At 73.2% G+C, this 17,560-nt stretch carries 17 protein-coding genes; 11 read left to right on the top strand and 6 right to left on the bottom strand.

The window, feature by feature from the left end; genetic code table 11:
* Positions 1-194: 194 nt before the first annotated feature.
* Entirely contained in the window at positions 195-1,784 is a 1,590-nt protein-coding gene (locus LCD35_RS27920; protein ID WP_224967890.1) for a sodium:alanine symporter family protein, read from the bottom strand.
* Between the two features lie 301 nt (positions 1,785-2,085).
* On the opposite strand from LCD35_RS27920, the gene clpB reads away from it, so the two are divergent.
* Complete coding sequence (clpB, locus tag LCD35_RS27915; RefSeq protein WP_224963145.1) at positions 2,086-4,668, top strand: ATP-dependent chaperone ClpB; 2,583 nt, start codon at positions 2,086-2,088, stop codon at positions 4,666-4,668.
* A gap of 152 nt (positions 4,669-4,820) precedes the next feature.
* On the opposite strand, the gene LCD35_RS27910 is transcribed toward clpB, so the two are convergent.
* Positions 4,821-6,047, bottom strand: a complete 1,227-nt coding sequence (locus LCD35_RS27910; protein WP_225045204.1) for an MFS transporter — start codon at positions 6,045-6,047, stop codon at positions 4,821-4,823.
* 86 nt (positions 6,048-6,133) lie between these two features.
* On the opposite strand from LCD35_RS27910, the gene LCD35_RS27905 reads away from it, so the two are divergent.
* The 6 genes from LCD35_RS27905 to LCD35_RS27880 all read left to right on the top strand — a co-directional run bounded on the left by LCD35_RS27905 (position 6,134) and on the right by LCD35_RS27880 (position 10,674).
* Complete coding sequence (locus LCD35_RS27905; protein ID WP_224961101.1) at positions 6,134-6,763, top strand: TetR/AcrR family transcriptional regulator; 630 nt, start codon at positions 6,134-6,136, stop codon at positions 6,761-6,763.
* A gap of 307 nt (positions 6,764-7,070) precedes the next feature.
* A complete protein-coding gene (locus LCD35_RS27900; protein ID WP_225045203.1) occupies positions 7,071-7,844 on the top strand; it encodes a hypothetical protein in 774 nt (257 codons plus the stop codon).
* A gap of 35 nt (positions 7,845-7,879) precedes the next feature.
* Positions 7,880-8,653, top strand: a complete 774-nt coding sequence (locus LCD35_RS27895) for an SDR family oxidoreductase (RefSeq protein ID WP_224961097.1) — start codon at positions 7,880-7,882, stop codon at positions 8,651-8,653.
* Between the two features lie 35 nt (positions 8,654-8,688).
* Positions 8,689-9,237, top strand: coding sequence for an orotate phosphoribosyltransferase (gene pyrE / locus LCD35_RS27890; RefSeq protein WP_224961095.1), 549 nt, complete (start codon positions 8,689-8,691; stop codon positions 9,235-9,237).
* 4 nt (positions 9,238-9,241) lie between these two features.
* Positions 9,242-9,901 carry a hypothetical protein gene (locus LCD35_RS27885; RefSeq protein ID WP_224961093.1) on the top strand — a complete coding sequence of 220 codons (660 nt, stop codon included), beginning with the start codon at positions 9,242-9,244 and terminating at the stop codon, positions 9,899-9,901.
* Positions 9,902-10,014: 113 nt separating this feature from the next.
* Entirely contained in the window at positions 10,015-10,674 is a 660-nt protein-coding gene (locus LCD35_RS27880; protein WP_224961109.1) for an RNA methyltransferase, read from the top strand.
* A gap of 54 nt (positions 10,675-10,728) precedes the next feature.
* Here the strand turns inward: LCD35_RS27880 and LCD35_RS27875 are convergent, their stop codons facing one another.
* From LCD35_RS27875 to LCD35_RS27860, 4 genes are all read right to left on the bottom strand, one after another.
* Positions 10,729-11,391, bottom strand: coding sequence for a VTT domain-containing protein (locus LCD35_RS27875; RefSeq protein ID WP_224961107.1), 663 nt, complete (start codon positions 11,389-11,391; stop codon positions 10,729-10,731).
* 180 nt (positions 11,392-11,571) lie between these two features.
* Positions 11,572-11,805, bottom strand: a complete 234-nt coding sequence (locus tag LCD35_RS27870) for a hypothetical protein (RefSeq protein WP_224968174.1) — start codon at positions 11,803-11,805, stop codon at positions 11,572-11,574.
* A 71-nt stretch (positions 11,806-11,876) separates the two neighbouring features.
* The gene (nagA, locus tag LCD35_RS27865; protein ID WP_225045202.1) at positions 11,877-13,025 is read right to left on the bottom strand and encodes an N-acetylglucosamine-6-phosphate deacetylase; all 1,149 of its coding nucleotides are present in this window, start codon (positions 13,023-13,025) and stop codon (positions 11,877-11,879) included.
* 381 nt (positions 13,026-13,406) lie between these two features.
* A complete protein-coding gene (locus LCD35_RS27860) occupies positions 13,407-13,982 on the bottom strand; it encodes a SigE family RNA polymerase sigma factor (protein ID WP_224968178.1) in 576 nt (191 codons plus the stop codon).
* An 82-nt stretch (positions 13,983-14,064) separates the two neighbouring features.
* Between LCD35_RS27860 and LCD35_RS27855 the strand changes: the two genes are divergently transcribed.
* The 4 genes from LCD35_RS27855 (at position 14,065) to LCD35_RS27840 (ending at position 17,411) form a co-directional block, all read left to right on the top strand.
* Positions 14,065-14,346: a YciI family protein gene (locus tag LCD35_RS27855; protein WP_224961085.1), complete on the top strand. Its 282-nt coding sequence runs from the start codon at positions 14,065-14,067 to the stop codon at positions 14,344-14,346.
* 207 nt (positions 14,347-14,553) lie between these two features.
* Entirely contained in the window at positions 14,554-15,588 is a 1,035-nt protein-coding gene (fbaA, locus tag LCD35_RS27850) for a class II fructose-bisphosphate aldolase (RefSeq protein ID WP_224961083.1), read from the top strand.
* 73 nt (positions 15,589-15,661) lie between these two features.
* Positions 15,662-16,069 (top strand): DUF3151 domain-containing protein, encoded by a 408-nt coding sequence (locus LCD35_RS27845; protein ID WP_224961081.1) that lies wholly within the window; start codon positions 15,662-15,664, stop codon positions 16,067-16,069.
* A 241-nt stretch (positions 16,070-16,310) separates the two neighbouring features.
* Positions 16,311-17,411: an aromatic acid exporter family protein gene (locus tag LCD35_RS27840; protein WP_224961079.1), complete on the top strand. Its 1,101-nt coding sequence runs from the start codon at positions 16,311-16,313 to the stop codon at positions 17,409-17,411.
* The last annotated feature ends 149 nt before the right edge of the window (positions 17,412-17,560 follow it).

Here is a 17,560-nt window from a genome sequence, read left to right as displayed (position 1 = left end):
CCCCCCCCGGGGGGGGCCCCCCGCGGGGCGGGGGGGGGGGCGGCCCCGCCCCCCCCCCCGCGCGGCGCCCCCCCCCCCGGCGGGGGGGGGGGGGGCGCGCCCCCGCGGGGGTTCCGCCCGCACGGGGGCGGGCGGAACACGCGAGCAGGGGCGTTCGCCGGGGGCGGGCGCCCCTCTCGCACGTCGGGGGCGGGTCAGCCCACCTCCTCCGGCCGCTCGACCGGAGCCACCTCCCCGGTGCGCAGCTTCTCGCGGAAGCTCCGGAGCTCGCGCTTGACCACGGGCAGCAGCAGGTACAGCCCGATGATGTTGAACAGGGCGAGCGCGAACAGCACCGCGTCCGCGAAGTCGAGCACGCTGGTCAGCGTCAGCACCGAGCCGATCACGGTGCACGCGCAGAACAGCACGTTGTAGGCGGTCTCCTTCGCCTTGGACTTGCCGAACAGGAACAGCCACGCCCGCTGCCCGTAGTAGCCCCAGGTGATGATCGTGGAGATGGCGAACAGGGCCACCGCGAGCGTCAGCACGTACGGGAACCACGGCAGCACGGTCGCGAACGCCTCGGAGGTGACGGTGACCCCGTCCGGGGTCTCCCCGCCGCCGAGCACCTGCCGCTGCGCGTCGAGCCAGAACTCGGTGCGGGCGATGACGATGGTCAGCGCCGTCATGGTGCAGATGATCACGGTGTCCACGAAGGGTTCGAGCAGCGCGACGAAGCCCTCGCTCACCGGGTGCCGGGTCTTGACCGCGGAGTGCGCGATCGGCGCCGAGCCGAGCCCCGCCTCGTTGGAGAACGCGGCCCGCTGGAACCCGATGATCAGCACGCCGATCGCCCCGCCGAACCCGGCGGCCGGGGTGAACGCGCCGCGCACGATCTCGCCGAGGGCGGCGGGCACCGAGGTGATGTTCACGCCGATCACGATCAGGCAGGCCACCACGTAGATGATCGCCATCGTCGGCACCAGCTTGCTGGTGGCGGCGCCGATGGACTTGATGCCGCCGATGATGACGGCGCCGACCAGCGCGGCCAGCACCAGCCCGAAGGCGAGCGCGGCGCCGTCCCCGCCCAGCCAGCCCTGCTCGCCGCCGGTGACGTTGCGCAGCTGGGCGAAGGTCTGGTTCGCCTGGAACATGTTGCCCCCGGCGATGCCGAAGAACAGGATCATGATCGCGGCGAGCACGGCCAGCACCTTGCCGAGCCGGGCGCCGAAGCCGCCGGGGAACCGTTCGGCGATGCCCTTGCGCAGGTACTGCATGGGGCCGCCGGAGACGGTGCCGTCCTCGTGGATGTCGCGGTACTGCACGCCGAGGGTGCATTCGACGAACTTGGTGCACATGCCCAGCAGGCCGCACACGATCATCCAGAAGGTCGCGCCGGGGCCGCCGACGGTGACGGCGACCCCGACACCGGCGATGTTGCCGAGGCCGACCGTCGCGGAGACCGCGGAGGAGAGCGCTTGGAAGTGGGTGATCTCGCCGGGGTCGTCCGGGCGGGAGTACTTCCCGCGGACCAGCGCCAGCGACAGGCCCAGCGAGCGGAACTGGATGAAGCCGAACGCGACGGTGAACGTGGCGGCGGCGATCACCAGCCAGGCCACGATCCAGGGGAACGTGACGCCGAACAGCGTGAGTTCGCCGAACACGAGGTTCGAGAACCAGTCGGAGATCGGCTCGAAGACGGTGTTGATGGTGTTCTCGACCGCGGAGAGCGCGCCGTCCCCGGCGGCGAGCACCTCGGTGTGCGGGAGCGGGCTCGCCGGTGGCGGGCCGGATGTGTCGGGCATGGCGGGTAGTGGACCAAGGCGACAATTGGGACTCAATGCTTTTCGGTGGCCAGTGGGTGAATTCGCGCCCGTTTTGCGACTCGTGGTGATCGGCAGCCCGTCGAACGGGCGAGCGGAACGGGGTGGACGGGCGAAGGGATGCCCAGTCGGCCGCGACGGGTGTATGGTTGAGCGCAACGGACTCAACTTTCATGCGGAGGTTCCGTTTCGCCCGCCGCGCCGGGGCCTCCGCCGGTGTTGCACGGCGGGCGCTCTGCGCGAGCATGGAGGCTCGCGCGCGACGCCCCGGCGAGGTGGAGGAATGGACGCTTTCAACCCGACGACCAAGACCCAACAGGCGATCTCCTCGGCGGCCCAGGCCGCCACGGTGGCGGGCAACCCCGACGTGGGCCCCGCCCGGCTGCTCGGCGCGCTGCTCGCGCAGGGCGACGGCATCGCGGCGCCGCTGCTGACCGCGGTCGAGGCCGACGTCGCGGACGTGCGCCGCGAGGTCGAAGCGCTGATCAACGCGCAGCCCGCGGCCTCCGGCTCCACCGTGTCCGCGCCGCAGCTGTCCCGCGACGCGCTCAAGGCCGTGACCCACGCCCAGCACCTGGCCACCGAGATGGGCGACGACTACGTCTCCACCGAGCACCTGCTGGTCGGTCTCGCGGCCGAAGGCGGCCAGGTCGCCGACCTGCTCCGCAGGCACGGCGCCACCCCCGAGGCGCTCCGCGACGCCTTCGCGAAGGTGCGCGGCTCGGCCCGGGTCTCCAGCCCCGACCCGGAGGGCACCTTCCAGGCCCTGGAGAAGTACGGCCAGGACCTCACCGCGCGCGCCCGCGGCGGTGAGCTCGACCCGGTCATCGGCCGCGACTCGGAGATCCGGCGCGTGGTGCAGGTGCTGTCCCGGCGCACCAAGAACAACCCGGTGCTCATCGGCGAACCCGGCGTCGGCAAGACCGCCATCGTCGAAGGCCTCGCCCAGCGCATCGTCGCCGGTGACGTACCCGAATCGCTGCGCGGCAAGCGCGTCGTCGCCCTCGACCTCGGCTCGATGATCGCCGGCGCCAAGTACCGCGGCGAGTTCGAGGAGCGGCTCAAGGCCGTGCTCAAGGAGATCACCGACTCCGCGGGCGAGGTCGTCACGTTCATCGACGAGCTGCACACCATCGTCGGCGCCGGTGCCACCGGCGAAGGGGCGATGGACGCGGGCAACATGATCAAGCCGATGCTGGCCCGCGGCGAGCTCCGCATGGTCGGCGCCACCACCCTCGACGAGTACCGCGAGCACATCGAGACCGACGCCGCGCTGGAACGCCGCTTCCAGCAGGTCATGGTCGGCGAACCGAGCCCGCAGGACACCGTCGCGATCCTGCGCGGGCTCAAGGAGCGCTACGAGGTGCACCACGGCGTGCGGATCACCGACGGCGCGCTCGTCGCCGCCGCCACGCTCTCCGACCGGTACATCACCGCGCGGTTCCTGCCGGACAAGGCCATCGACCTCGTGGACGAGGCCGCGTCCCGGCTGCGCATGGAGATCGACTCGCGGCCGGTCGAGATCGACGAGGTGGAACGCGCCGTGCGCCGCCTGGAGATCGAGGAGATGGCGCTGGCCAAGGAGACCGACGTCGCCTCCGTCGAACGGCTCGCCACCCTGCGCGGCGAACTCGCCGACCGCCGCGAACGGCTCTCCGAGCTCACCGCGCGCTGGCAGGGCGAGAAGGAGTCCATCGACAAGGTCCGCGACCTCAAGACGCAGCTCGAACAGCTCCGCGGCGAATCCGACCGCGCCGAACGCGACGGCGACCTCGGCAAGGCCGCCGAACTGCGCTACGGCCGCATCCCCGCCCTGGAGAAGGAGCTCGCCACCGCCACCGAGGCGCAGACCGAGCAGAAGGCCATGCTGCAGGAGGAGGTCACGCCCGACGACGTCGCCGACGTGGTCAGCTCCTGGACCGGCATCCCCGCCGGACGGCTGCTCGAAGGCGAGACCGCGAAGCTGCTGCGGATGGAGGACGAGCTGGAGACCCGGGTCGTCGGCCAGGCCGAAGCGGTGCGCGCCGTGTCCGACGCGGTGCGCCGCGCCCGCGCGGGCGTCGCCGACCCCGACCGGCCCACCGGATCGTTCCTGTTCCTCGGGCCGACCGGCGTGGGCAAGACCGAGCTGGCGAAGGCGCTCGCCGGGTTCCTGTTCGACGACGAGCGGGCGATGATCCGCATCGACATGAGCGAGTACTCCGAGAAGCACTCGGTGGCCCGCCTCGTCGGCTCCCCGCCCGGCTACGTCGGCTACGACCAGGGCGGCCAGCTCACCGAATCGGTGCGGCGCAGGCCGTACTCGGTGGTGCTGCTGGACGAGGTCGAGAAGGCGCACCCGGACGTGTTCGACGTGCTGCTGCAGGCGCTCGACGACGGCCGGCTCACCGACGGCCAGGGGCGCACGGTGGACTTCCGGAACACCATCCTGGTGCTCACCTCGAACCTCGGTTCGCAGGCCATCGCGGACCCGAACCTGACCGAGCAGCAGCGCGACGAAGCGGTGCTGTCCGTGGTGCGCCAGCAGTTCAAGCCGGAATTCCTCAACCGGCTCGACGACATGGTGGTGTTCCACTCGCTGTCCACCGAGGAGCTGACGTCCATCGTGGACATCCAGGTGGAGCGGCTGGCGGACCGGCTCTCCCAGCGGCGGCTCACCCTCGACGTGCGGCCCGCCGCGCGGGACTGGCTGGCGCTCAACGGGTTCGACCCGGTGTTCGGGGCACGTCCGCTGCGGCGGCTCGTGCAGTCCGCGATCGGCGACCAGCTGGCGAAGCAGCTGCTGTCGGGCGAGGTGCGGGACGGGGACGCGGTCCTGGTGGACGTGGCCGACGACAACTCGGCCTTGACCGTTCGGGCGGAGTGACCGTCTTCTCGGCCTGATCGGGGGCGGGTGGCGGAACCTCAGCGATTCCCTCGCTGTCCTCGCGAGGGAACCGCTGAGAACCCGCGGGTCGTCCCGTTGCGTGCTGGGTCTCCGCTCAGCGGCTTCGCCGCTGGCAGGGAGGACGACTCGGCTCAGTGGCGGGCGTAGGTGCTGAGCCAGGCCACGGCGGCGAAGAGGGCGGCCACGGCGGCGAAGACGACGGTCGTCGTGGTCAGGCCCGCGTACGTGGTGAGGATGCCGAGCAGCATGCTCGGCACCGTCGCCGACAGGTACGCCACGATGTAGATCATCGACGAGGTCGCCGCCCGGTTCTCCGGGTCGGCCAGCCCGGTGAGCAGCCGGAACCCGCCCATGAACATCATCCCCCAGCCGGCCCCGACCACCGCCGACCCGGCGAAGAACCCGACGGCGCTCCCGCCGAGCACCGACCCGGCCACCACGGCCAGCCCGGCGATCAGCACCGGCGCCGCGACCCGGACCGTCCGCTGGCCCAGCCACCCGGACAGCAGCAGCTGCGCGACCGCACCCACCCCGGCCACCGCGACGACCGAGAGCCCGCCCACCAGGTACGGCGAGCCGTCGACCAGGCTCTTCGCCACCGAAGGGCCCAGCGACATGAACATGCCGCCGACCGTCCAGGCCGCGAGCATCGTGGTCGCCAGCAGTGCGAACGCCCTGCCGCGCCCCGCGGGCACCCCGGGCCGCTGCGGGCGCAGCGCCACGCGCAGCGGGAGCCTGCTGCCGCGCACCGGCTCCGGCATCAGCCACACCAGCGGTACCGCCACCGCGAACCCGGCGACCAGCAGCAGGTAGGCCAGCACCGTCGGCGCCGGCGCGAACTGCACCAGGGCTCCGGCCAGGCCCGACCCCAGCGCCATCCCGGCCCCGGCGGAGACCCCGTTCAAGGTGGCGCCGCGGCTGGTGCCGGGCGGCTGGAAGTCCAGCAGCGAACCGCTGATCGCCCCCGTCGCCGCGCCGGTCGCGATGCCCTGCAGCGCGCGCCCGGCGAACAACCAGCCCACGCCCGGCGCGAACGCCAGCAGCAGCACCGCGACGATCTCCAGCCCGAGCGCGGCCAGCAGCACCGGCCGCCGTCCCACCCGGTCCGACAGCGCGCCCACCAGCAGCAGCGCGGCGAGGATGCCGACCATGTAGGCGCTGAACACCTCGGTCAGCACCGTCGCGGAGAAACCCCAGCGCTGCTGGTAGATCGCGTACATCGGGGACGGCGCGGTGGAGGCCATCAGGAACAGGGCCAGCAGCGCGCCGGCGAACCAGAAGGCGCCGCGCCGGGTCATCTCCGGTCGGGCGGTGCCCGCGCGCAGCGGGCGGTCGAGTGCGAGCTCCGGGGTGGTCATGGCTCTCCTCGTGCGGAACGGACGATTCCGCTCCGCAGCAACCCGGGACCGGACCGGAACATTCCGCTCCCGCGTATCCTGTGGTCATGACCACAGCGCAGCGCTCCGCCGGCTACGCCGAGCGCGTCATCGCCGCGGCTCGCGAAGTGTTCGCCGAGCAGGGCTTCGACGCGCCCATCGCGGACGTCGCGCACCGCGCCGGAGTCGGCGTCGCCAGCATCTACCGCCGCTGGCCCAGCAAGACCGACCTCGCCGAGCAGGTGCGGATCAGCTGCCTGCGCCGCATTGTCGCCGAAGCCGACGCGGCCCGCGCCGGAGAACCTGACCCGTGGCGGGCGTTCACCGGCTTCCTGCGCCGCTGCCTCGCCGAAGGCAGCGGGGTCGGCACCGTGCTGCCCCCGGACGAGCCGGGCGTCGCGCACAGCGCCGACTACCTCGCCGCCCGCCGCGACATGGCCGCATCCGTGGACGAGGTGGTGCGGGCCGCGCACGACGCAGGCGAGCTGCGCTCCGACTTCACCGCCGCCGACGTGGTGCTGCTGTTCAAGCACCTCAACCCGGCGCTGCCGGTCGCCGAACCGCGCCGCGCCGAGCTGCGCGCCCGCTACCTCGCCGCCGTCGTCGAAGGGCTCCGCGCCGGGGACCGGGACCCGTTGCCGGGCGCGGCACCCGACTGGCCCGAGGTCCACGCCATGCGCCGCGCCGACCCGGCCTGAGCGGATTCCGGCCGATGTTCACCCGTTCGGCCGCTCCAGAAGTCGATCAGACGGGCCGATGGAAGAAACAACGAGGACGGGCGCGGGCCACCGCACCCGTCCTTCTTCGCGTCCGGCCCCGGGACGACCGGGTGATCACCCCATCGCCGATCGGGCCGGGCGAAACGGACGCTCCGAACCCGGCCCCTTCGCAGCGCGCACCCGCCGCGGACCATCCGTGCAGCGCAGCTCGCACGGATGGCGCAATTCCGGGACGGGGACCCCGGCGATCTTCGCGGAGGATGCGGACGGGACTACCCTGCGCGGTGTGGGTATCCCTGCCTGGGTCTGGTTCCTCGTCGCCGTCCTCGCGATCGCCGCGGGCATCGCGCTGCTGATCGCCGACCGCACACGACGCGCCCCGAACAACCGGGAGCGGCGGCGCTGGGCGGCGCTGCGCGGCTGGCAGTTCGCGGAGGTCGACCAAGTGCTGCCGACGCGCTGGGAGCGCGGCGCCCTCGCGCAGCACGCCGGCGGCACCGCCACCGACGTCGTCGCGGGCTCCACGTTCACCGCCGACGGACGGCGCCAGGTCTACGTCCTCGACCTCACCACCAACGGCAAGGTCGCCACCGTGCTCGCCGGCGTCCGCTGCCGCCGCAGCGTCGGCACCACCCTGGAGCTGTGGCAGCCGGACGTGCCGGTGCCGCAGGACTCCGGGCTGGACCTGCTCGGCCCGGTCGGGTCCCGCTACGCCTTCGTCACCGAGGTCGCCGCGGCCCGCCCGCTGGTCACCCCGTCGCTCGTCGACGCGGCCGAGGAGGTCGGGCCCGACGTGACCGTGGTGTGGCTGGAGCAGGACTGGGTGCTCGCCGCGATCGAACCCGACAGCGCCGACCCGGCCCGCCTGGAACGCCTGCTGCGGGCCCTCGGCGAACTCGCCGACATCATCGACCCGTTCGAGACCGACCCGAACGAGGCCGAGCCCGCCGCCGAGGAACCGACCCGGCAGCTCAAGGGCGCGACCGGGGCCGGCTCCCCCGCGGACACCAACGACACCGTCCGCGTGGACCGGGCCGAGCACTCCGAGAACCAGGCCTGACCGGTTCCGGTCGGCGAGGCGATACGGTGCGCACCATGCCTACCGCACTCGTCACCGGCCCCACCTCCGGAATCGGCAACGCCTTCGCCCGCAGGCTGGCCGCCGAGGGGCACGACCTGGTGCTCGTCGCCCGCGACGCCGCGCGGCTGGAAGCGCTCGCCGCGGCGCTGCGCGACCGGCACGGGGTCACCGTCGAAGTGCTCGTCGCCGACCTCGCCGACGACGCCCAGCTCGCCGAGGTGGAGCGGCGCGTCGCGGACGAGCGGCGGCCGGTGGACCTGCTGGTCAACAACGCCGGGTTCGGCACCGGCGGCGCCTTCTGGGACACCGAGGCGGCGACGCTGCGCAAGCAGCTCGACCTCAACGTGGCGGCCGTCCTGCGGTTGACCCACGCCGCGGTGCCCGGCATGCGGGCCCGCGGTGGCGGCGACGTGATCAACCTGTCCAGCGTGGCCGGGTTCTTCTCGGTGGCCGGATCGACCTACGCGGCCACCAAGTCGTGGGTGACGACGTTCTCCGAGGGGCTCGCCTCCGCGCTGACCGGCACCGGCGTGCGGGTGATGGCGCTGTGCCCCGGGTTCACCCGCACCGAGTTCCACCAGCGCGCCGGGCTGTCCATGAGCCGGTTGCCGAAGGCGTTCTGGCTGCGGGCCGACGACGTGGTGCACGAAGGCCTCACCGACCTGCGCCGCGGCCGCTCGGTGTCCATCCCCAGCCCGCAGTACAAGGCCCTGGTCACCGTCGGGCGGCTCATCCCGCTCCGGGTGCAGCGCGCCGTCGTCCACCGCACCGTTCCCGGCCGCACCTGATCCGGCGCGGTGGGGCGGCAGTAGGATCGGGGCTCGTGACTCAGGTCGACCAGCAACAACGCGCCGAACTCGCCCGGCTCGTCACCGAGATCGCCGTCGTGCACGGCAAGGTGACGCTGTCCTCCGGGAAGGAAGCCGACTACTACGTCGACCTGCGCCGGGCGACGTTGCACCACGCCGCCGCCCCCCTCATCGGCACCCTGCTGCGGCAGCTCACCGCGGACTGGGAACACGACGCCGTCGGCGGGCTGACCCTGGGCGCCGACCCGGTCGCGACCGCCATGATGCACGCGTCCGGCCGCCCGCTGGACTCCTTCGTGGTGCGCAAGAACGCCAAGTCCCACGGCATGCAGCGCCGCATCGAAGGGCCCGACGTGGCGGGCCGCAAGGTGCTCGCGGTGGAGGACACCTCCACCACCGGCGGCAGCGTGCTCACCGCGGTGGAGGCGCTGCGGGAGGAGGGCGCCGACATCGTCGGCGTGGTGACCGTGGTGGACCGGGGCACCGGAGCCAAGGAGGCCATCGAGGCCGCCGGGCTGACCTACCGCTCGCTGCTGGACCTGTCCGACCTCGGGTTGAGCTGATCCCGTGGGTGCGATCGTCCCGCTCGCGTTCCTGCTGATCGTCCTGGTCCTGGCGGCCGGTGTCGCGGTGGCCGTGCTCGGCCGCAAGCGCTCCGTCCGGAACTACCAGCGGCTGCTGCGCGCGGGCGCGGACTGGCGGCAGGTGCCCGCGGACGACCTGTGGAAGCGGGTGCGGGCGTTGCGCGAGTTCGCGAGCTCCCGCGGGCTGCAGGACCACTTCCACCTGGCCGGTCGGCACCGCGGACTGCCCTTCGAGGCCGTGCAGCTGCGGCGCCCGCCGGGCTTCGGACAGCGGGTGTTCACCTTCGGGGTGGCGGTGGCGCTGCCCCGGCCGGTGGCCGGTCCGGAGCTGCGGCTGGCCCGGTCCGGCGCGTTCGGCGCGCTCGGCCAGGACCTGCGGGTCGAGCTGGGCGACGCGGAGTTCGACCGCACCTACCTGCTGACCTCGACGGACGCCGAGTTCGCCCGCCGCGTGCTGCCGGCCGCGACGGCTCGTTCGCTGCTCGCGGACGAGCGGACCGCCGGCGTGGTGCTGGAGTTCGCCCCGGAGCACCTGGTCGCGTTCCGCGCCGGGGCCGCGACCCCGGAGTCGGTGCTGCCGATGCTGGACCTGCTGGTCGACCTGCACGGCGCCGTGCCGTGGGAGGGGCCGGCCGGACGATGAACCAGGACGTGGGAGCGCCGGAGCGCCCCGGGGAACTGGTGGCCGGAGGACCGGTCGGCGAGGAACCGGTGGCCGCAGAACCGGTGACCGGAGGACCGACCGGCGCAGAACCGGTGACCGAGGAACGGGCCGCCGGCGAACCCGGCCCCACCGAGTGGGGTCCCGAGGTCGGCGTCGGCCCGTGGCCCGGCCCGTGGCCGGACGACGAGCGCTACGACCCGGAGCTGCTCGCGAACGGCGACCGCCGCAACGTCGTCGACCACTACCGGTACTGGCGCCGCGACGCCGTCGTCGCCGACCTGGACACCCGGCGGCACGACTTCCACGTCGCCATCGAGAACTTCCAGCACGACCACAACATCGGCACCGTGGTGCGGACCGCGAACGCGTTCGCCGCGCGTGCCGTGCACATCGTGGGCCGCCGCCGCTGGAACCGGCGCGGCGCGATGGTCACCGACCGGTACCAGCACGTGCACCACCACCCGGACCTGGTGTCGCTGCGCGAGTTCGCCGCCGAGCAGGGGCTCGCAATCGTCGCCGTGGACAACACCCCCGGCGCGACGCCCCTGGAGCGCACCGCGCTGCCGGAGCGCTGCGTGCTGCTGTTCGGCCAGGAGGGCCCGGGGCTCGGCACCGACTCGCGGGGCACCGCCGACCTGGTGGTGTCCATCGCCCAGTTCGGTTCGACCCGCTCCATCAACGCCGGGGTCGCCGCGGGCATCGCGATGCACGCCTGGGTCGCGCAGCACGCGGACCCGTCCCGCGCCTGGTGAGGACGTGAAAAGGCCCGGCCGGGGTGCGGCCGGGCCTTCGGGGTGGTCGGTGGCTCAGGCCGCGTCCTTGGCCTTCGTCCGGCGGCCGCGCACGTACTCGACGATGATCGGCACGATCGAGATGAAGACGATCAGGATCGCCATCGCCTCGAGGTTCTCCTTGATGATCGGGATGTTCCCGAGGAAGAACCCGAGCACGGTCATGCCCGCGGCCCACAGCACCGCGCCCACGGCCGAGTAGGCGAAGAACTTCCGTTGGTCCATCTGCCCGACGCCGGCGACGGCGGTGATGAACGTGCGCACGATCGGCACGAAGCGCGCCAGGATGATCGCCCGCGCACCGTAGCGCTCGAAGAACTCGTGGGTCTTGTCCACGTGCTCGGCCTTGAACAGCTTCGAGTCGGGCTTGTTGAACAGGGTCGGCCCGACCTTGCGGCCGATCCAGTACCCGGTCACGTTGCCGACGAACGCGCACACCGCCAGCAGCAGGCAGGTCAGCCAGAGCGGCGTGGAGATCGCCCCGGTCGCCACGAACAGGCCGGTCACGAACAGCAGCGAGTCGCCGGGGAGGAAGAACCCGATCAGCAGGCCGCACTCCGCGAAGATGATCAGGCAGACGCCGATCAGCGCGAACGGGCCGAGCGAGCTGACGATGTTCTCCGGATCCAGCCAGGACGGCAGCAGGGCGAGCGTGGACGTTCCGGCGGCGTTGAGCATCGCGGGGAATTCGGTCGTCACGCTCGCCAACGGTACCGGTGCCCGCTGAGCGCGGGCGGCCAGCCCGACCTCGGCCGTCCGCCCCAGCGCAAGCCGCCACGCCGGAGACCGCCGGATCGGCCGTCGCGGCGCCGGAACGGGATGTCCCGTTCGTCCGGAAGCGCAGGTGGTGGCGGTGGATCAGCCGAGGGTGAGCACGCCGACGACGCCACCCGCCGCGACGCCCAGCAGCACCGCGAACAGCAGCACCTGCCCGACGGGCAGCCTGCGGCGCGCGGGCGCCGGCGGCGGGAGGGGTGCCTGCGGCGGGAACGGCGGCGGAGTCGGGGCGGCGTTCCCGGCCTGCCCGCCCACCGCCTGCGCGCGCAGCGCGGCGGACAACAGGTTTTCCGGGGTGTCCCGCGAGCTCTCCATGCCAGCCAGGGTAGCCACCGCCCGGCCCGGCGCCGAACGCGTCGGGCGAGGCGGGGCGGGTGCCGGGGGCGTCAGGACACCCAGGCCCCGGACTTCATGACGCGGCGCAGCCGCAGGTCGTCGTCCAGCAGCACCAGGTCGGCGGCCAGGCCGGGGCGCAGCGAGCCGACCCGGTCCGCGGCGCCGAGCAGCTCGGCGGGTCGGGTCGAGGCGGCGTGCACGGCGTCGGTCACGGGCAGCCCGGCGCCGGTGACGAGGTTGCGGAACGCGACGTCCATGGTGAGCGTGCTGCCCGCCAGCGACCCGTCCGCGAGCCGCGGTTCCCCGTCCACCACGGTGACCGGCAGCTTCCCCAGCTCGTAGGTCCCGTCCCCGGCTCCGGTGGCGCTGATCGCGTCGGTGATCAGCACGGTCCGCCCGGTGCCCGCGTGCCGCGCGGCGAACGCCACCACGGCGGGGTGCAGGTGCACCAGGTCGCAGATGAGCTCGACGGTGACGCGGTCGTCGTCCAGCAGGGTGCCGACCGGCCCGGGTTCGCGGTGGTGCAGCGGGCGCATCCCGTTGAACAGGTGGGTGGCGACGGTGGCGCCCGCGTCGACGGCGGGCAGCACCTGCTCGCGGACGGCGTCGGTGTGGCCGAGGGCGGCGATGGCGCCGTGCTCGGTGAGGGTGCGGACCGCGTCGACCGCGCCGTCGAGCTCGGGGGCGAGCGTCACCATCCGGATCGAGCCGCGCCCCGCGTCGAGCAGCGTGCGCACCGAGCTCTGGTCCGGGGCCCGCAGCAGTGCCGGGTCGTGGGCGCCGCAGCGCGCCTCGGACAGGAAGGGGCCTTCGAGGTGGATGCCGTCGATCAGGCCGTCCACCACGAGGTCGCGCAGCGCGCTGACCTGGTCGGCCAGGTCGGGGACGGGGGCGGTGACGAGGCTGGCGAGCATGGTGGTGGTGCCGTGCGAGCGGTGCGCGGCCAGCGCGGCCTGCGCCTGTTCGAGGTCGCGGCCGGTGAAGGCGCCGCCGCCTCCGCCGTGGCAGTGCACGTCGACGAAGCCGGGCACCAGCCAGCCGTCGCCGAGGTCGGTGGCGTCCGCCGGGGCCGGGCCGGTGCCGATCTCGGCGATGGTGCTGCCGGACAGCCGGATCCAGCCGTCCGCCAGCACGCCGTCCGGGGTGACGATGCGGCTCGCGGTGAGGGTGCCGGCGCCGGTGTCGTGCGCGCTGCTCACGGGGGTCCCCACTTTCGTTCGGCCCTCGTCCCGCGGTCCGCGGGGTGGGCTGCGCCGCGCGGCGGGCGGCGCTCGGGTGCGGTGGTCGACGTCCGGCGCCCATCCTCCGGCACCGGCCTCCGGTGGTCTACACCAGTTCGGTGTGGTCTTCACCCGGAGCGGCGCGCGGTGGAGCGGACGCGACGGCATCCGGGTGAAAGGCCGGTGCGGATCGGGTGATCTCGATGGTCGCCGGCTCGGCCGGGCGCCGGTTCCGCGTCGATGGCGGTGGCGGTGCGGTGACCGCGGCGCGGGAGCGCCCGCTGCTCGCGGTCCGTACTCGGCTCACCTGATCAGCGGTCGCACGGCGGTGGGTGACCGGTGATCAGTGCGGACGGGCGGTCAGTGCGAGCGCATGACCTTCTGCAGGGCCTCCAGACCGCGGCTGGCCGTGGACTTCACGGTGCCCTTGGACACGCCGGTGGCCTCCGCGATCTCCGCTTCGGTGAGGTTGCCGTAGTAGCGCAGCACCAGCACCTCGCGCTGCCGCGGCGGCAGCTCGCCCAGCGCCGCCACCACCGCCTGGTGCTCGGCGGTCAGCATCGCCAGCGACTCGGCGGAGCGCGCGTCGGCCTGGTGCGGCGGCTGGTACTCGCGAGCCGTCTTGCGGCGGCGCAGCACCGAACGGCTGCCGTTCACCACGGCGGTGCGCAGGTAGCCGATCGCCGCCTTCGCGTCCCGCAGCCCGGACCAGTTGCGGTAGAGCCCGGTGAACGCCTCCTGCACCACGTCCTCCGCGGTCGCCGGCTCGTCGACCAGCAGGATCGCCAACCGGACCATGCGCATCCGCTGCTGGCGGTACAGGTCTTCGAGCGTGAGCGGCTGGTCGTTGGGCGTGGACGCGGTGTCGATGGCGCGGAGGTGGCCCAGCGTCTGCTCGACGCTGCGCTCGACCCCCGATGAGGAATCCCCGAACATGATCTGAAAGTACCGGCTCACCCGCCGGCTGTCCCTCGGCCGGGTAGCGTCCGCGCGAGGTCCGTGATCGAGGAGGTCCGAAATGGCGAAGTTCGTGGTCGAAATGGTCTACGGCGATGACGAGGAACGGCGGCTGGCGGTGCGCCCGGACCACCGGGTGTACGCGAAGTCGTTGGCCGAGCAGGGCGTGCTGCTCGCCGGCGGCCCGTACGCGGACGGCCTCGGTGCGCAGCTGGTGTACGAGGCCGAGGACGAGGCGGCGGTGCAGCGCCTGCTCGACGCCGATCCGTACCTCCAGCAGGGGGTGCTCGCGTCGACCACGATCCGTGAGTGGCACGCGATCACCGGCTCCTGGGTTTCCTGAGCACTGACCCGTCCAGGCGACACCGCACCCCCGAAGGTGTGAGGATTCCGACAGCGGTGCAGATCCGCACCGATCCAGTGGTTTTCCCTATGACGCGAACGGGTAGCGCTGACCGACACAGGCCCGCGCGGACCTCGCGCGCCCTCGTAGGATTCGGCGCGGCTCCCCGCTGCCAAGAACGACTCCATCCCCCGAGGAGGACGACCGATGCCCATCGCGACCCCCGAGGTCTACGCGGAGATGCTGGACCGGGCGAAGTCAGGTGAGTTCGCCTATCCGGCCATCAACGTGACCTCGTCGGAGACGCTCAACGCGGCGCTGCGCGGCTTCGCCGAGGCCGAAAGCGACGGCATCATCCAGGTCTCGACCGGTGGCGCCGAGTTCGCCTCCGGCACGAAGGTCAAGGACATGGTCACCGGCGCCACCGCGCTCGCCGAGTACGCGCACGTCGTCGCCGCGAAGTACCCGGTGAACATCGCGCTGCACACCGACCACTGCCCGAAGGACAAGCTGGACGGCTACGTCCGGCCGCTGATCCAGATCAGCCAGGAGCGGGTGGACCGCGGCGAGAACCCGCTGTTCCAGTCCCACATGTGGGACGGGTCGGCGATCGAGCTGCACGAGAACCTGCAGATCGCCTCCGAGCTGCTGGACCTCGCCGCCAAGGCGAAGATCATCCTGGAGCTGGAGGTCGGCGTCGTCGGCGGCGAGGAGGACGGCGTCGCCAACGACATCAACGAGAAGCTCTACACCGCCGCGGGCGACTACGAGCACACCGTGGAGGCGCTCGGCGCCGGCGAGAAGGGCCGCTACCTGCTGGCCGCGACCTTCGGCAACGTGCACGGCGTCTACAAGCCGGGCAACGTGAAGCTCCGCCCGGAGATCCTCAAGCAGGGCCAGGAGGTCGCCTCCGAGAAGCTGGGACTGCCCGCCGGTTCGAAGCCGTTCGACCTGGTCTTCCACGGTGGTTCCGGTTCGCTGCTGGAGGAGATCCACGAAGCGGTGTCCTACGGCGTGGTGAAGATGAACATCGACACCGACACCCAGTACGCGTTCACCCGGCCCATCGCCGACCACATGCTGAAGAACTACGACGGCGTGCTGAAGATCGACGGCGAGGTCGGGAACAAGAAGGTCTACGACCCGCGCAGCTACCTGAAGGCCGCCGAGCAGGCGATGGCCGCACGCGTCGCGCACGGTTGCGAAACGCTGAAGTCCGCGGGCCGCATGCTGGCCGGCTGACCGCAGCACCGCTCGCCGAACGCCACCCCGGCCACCGGGGTGGCGTTCGTGCGTCCGGTGACAAGATGGCGCCATGACGAACCTGCTGGAGCCACCGGAAACGCTGCTGCCCGAGAACGAGCCCGCGCAGGCCGCGCTGGACGCGGGCACCGACCCGGCCCTGGTGGCCGCCGAGCACCCCACCTTCAGCGCCGCGTGGGCGCAGCTCGGCGAGGCCGCGTTGGAGCGCGGCGAGACGATCGCCGCCTACGCCTACGCCCGCACCGGCTACCACCGGGGCCTGGACGCGCTGCGCCGGTCCGGCTGGAAGGGCTTCGGCCCGGTGCCGTGGCGGCACCGCCCCAACCAGGGCGTGCTGCGCGCCGTGGCCGTGCTGGCGAAGGCCGCGGGCGCGATCGGCGAGACCGACGAGTTCGACCGCTGCCGCCAGCTGCTGCTCGACAGCGACCCGGCCTCGGTGGAAGCCACCGGCCTGGCGTGACGTCGCGCGCAGGAGGGCCGGGGAACCGGGACCTCCCGCGCGGCGCTGCCGACCTCGAAGGCGTGGACTCCTCGCAGGCCCCCCGGGAACCGCCCGAACTCGCCCCTGGCCCACCCGCTACCTCGGTGTTCCCGCGGTGCGCCGCACCAGCCCGGACCGGGCGGGTCTCGATCGACCCGAACCGGCGGCCGTCGTGGCCCACCGCTGCCTCTGCACGATCGTCGTGGCGGAGAATGGGCGCGTGCATCGGGTTCGGCAGGAGTTGAGTCGGCGGTTGCGGCGGTTGTTCCGGTCGGGCGTGCCGATCGTGCAGTGCGCCGTCGCCGCCGGGTTGGCGTGGGCGGTGGCGAAGAGCCTGGTGGGGCACCCGGCGCCGTTCTTCGCGCCGATCGCGGCGGTGGTGTCGCTGGGCGTGTCGCTGGGGCAGCGGCTGCGGCGGGCGCTGGAGCTCGTCGTCGGCGTGAGCATCGGCATCGGGGTCGGCGACATCCTGATCTCGGCGATCGGCACCGGCCCGTGGCAGATCGCGCTGGTGGTGGCGCTGGCGATGAGCACGGCGGTGCTCGCGGACAGCGGGGCGATCATCGTGCTGCAGGCCGCGTCGTCGTCGGTGCTGGTGGCGACGCTGCTGCCCCCGGCTTCGGCGGGCGGCCTGACCCGCATGATCGACGCGGCGGTCGGCGGGCTGATCGGGTTCGTGGTGGCGGCGCTACTGCCCGCGAACCCGCTGGCGGTGGCGCACCGCAACGGCAGGCTGGTGCTGGGGGCGCTCACCGACGGCCTGCGGGGCGTGGCGTGGGCGGTGTCGCGGCGGGACACCGACGTCGCCTCGGACACGTTGGCGAAGGTGCGCAAGAGCCAGGAGCTGGTGGACGAGTTCCGGACCGCGCTGGACGCGGGCGGGGAGATCGCGAAGATCGCGCCGATCCGCTGGCGCCGCCGCGGCGACCTGAAGCGCTACGAGGCCGCGGCCACGCCCATCGACCGGGCGCTGCGCAACACCCGGGTGCTGGCCCGGCGCGCCATGTCGGCGCTGCGCGACGACGAGCCGGTGCCGCGCCCGCTGCCGGGCCTGCTGGAGGAGCTGGCCGGGTCGGTGGTGCTGCTGCGCGACGAGCTCGCGGGCGGGAACGAGCCGCTGCAGGCGCGGGAGGCGGCGCGCGCGGTGGCGCGGAAGTCCTCGGTGGAACTGCTCGGCGAGGGCGACTTCTCGATGCAGGTGGTGGTGCTGCAGGTCCGCTCGATCGCGGTCGACCTGCTGCAGGCCACCGGCCTCACCCGCACCGAGGCCATCGCGGCTCTGCCGCCCCTGCACCCCCGCCGCGGCGACGACCACAGCTGAACCGAGCGGCGGGGGGGGGGGGGGGGGGGGGGGGGGGGGGGGGGGGGGGGGGGGGGGGGGGGGGGGGGGGGGCGCCCGCCGCGGCCGGTGATCCGCCGCAGCAGCGGGAACTGGGCGCTGCAGAGCGCCGTGGACCGCAGCGGTCTGGG

It is taken from the genome of Saccharopolyspora sp. 6V (assembly GCF_020176785.1).
In the GTDB taxonomy this organism is placed as follows: Bacteria; Actinomycetota; Actinomycetes; order Mycobacteriales; family Pseudonocardiaceae; genus Saccharopolyspora_C; species Saccharopolyspora_C gregorii.
This window is presented reverse-complemented; position numbering and strand designations above follow the sequence as displayed.

Excerpts from the sequence above, each read along its gene's own strand:
- LCD35_RS27920 (WP_224967890.1), bottom strand. The coding sequence starts at position 1,784 with ATGCCCGACACATCCGGCCCGCCACCGGCGAGCCCGCTCCCGCACACC.
- clpB (WP_224963145.1), top strand. The coding sequence starts at position 2,086 with ATGGACGCTTTCAACCCGACGACCAAGACCCAACAGGCGATCTCCTCG.
- LCD35_RS27910 (WP_225045204.1), bottom strand. The coding sequence starts at position 6,047 with ATGACCACCCCGGAGCTCGCACTCGACCGCCCGCTGCGCGCGGGCACC.
- LCD35_RS27905 (WP_224961101.1), top strand. The coding sequence starts at position 6,134 with ATGACCACAGCGCAGCGCTCCGCCGGCTACGCCGAGCGCGTCATCGCC.
- LCD35_RS27895 (WP_224961097.1), top strand. The coding sequence starts at position 7,880 with ATGCCTACCGCACTCGTCACCGGCCCCACCTCCGGAATCGGCAACGCC.
- LCD35_RS27875 (WP_224961107.1), bottom strand. The coding sequence starts at position 11,391 with ATGCTCAACGCCGCCGGAACGTCCACGCTCGCCCTGCTGCCGTCCTGG.
- LCD35_RS27870 (WP_224968174.1), bottom strand. The coding sequence starts at position 11,805 with ATGGAGAGCTCGCGGGACACCCCGGAAAACCTGTTGTCCGCCGCGCTG.
- LCD35_RS27860 (WP_224968178.1), bottom strand. The coding sequence starts at position 13,982 with ATGTTCGGGGATTCCTCATCGGGGGTCGAGCGCAGCGTCGAGCAGACG.
- LCD35_RS27855 (WP_224961085.1), top strand. The coding sequence starts at position 14,065 with ATGGCGAAGTTCGTGGTCGAAATGGTCTACGGCGATGACGAGGAACGG.
- fbaA (WP_224961083.1), top strand. The coding sequence starts at position 14,554 with ATGCCCATCGCGACCCCCGAGGTCTACGCGGAGATGCTGGACCGGGCG.
- LCD35_RS27845 (WP_224961081.1), top strand. The coding sequence starts at position 15,662 with ATGACGAACCTGCTGGAGCCACCGGAAACGCTGCTGCCCGAGAACGAG.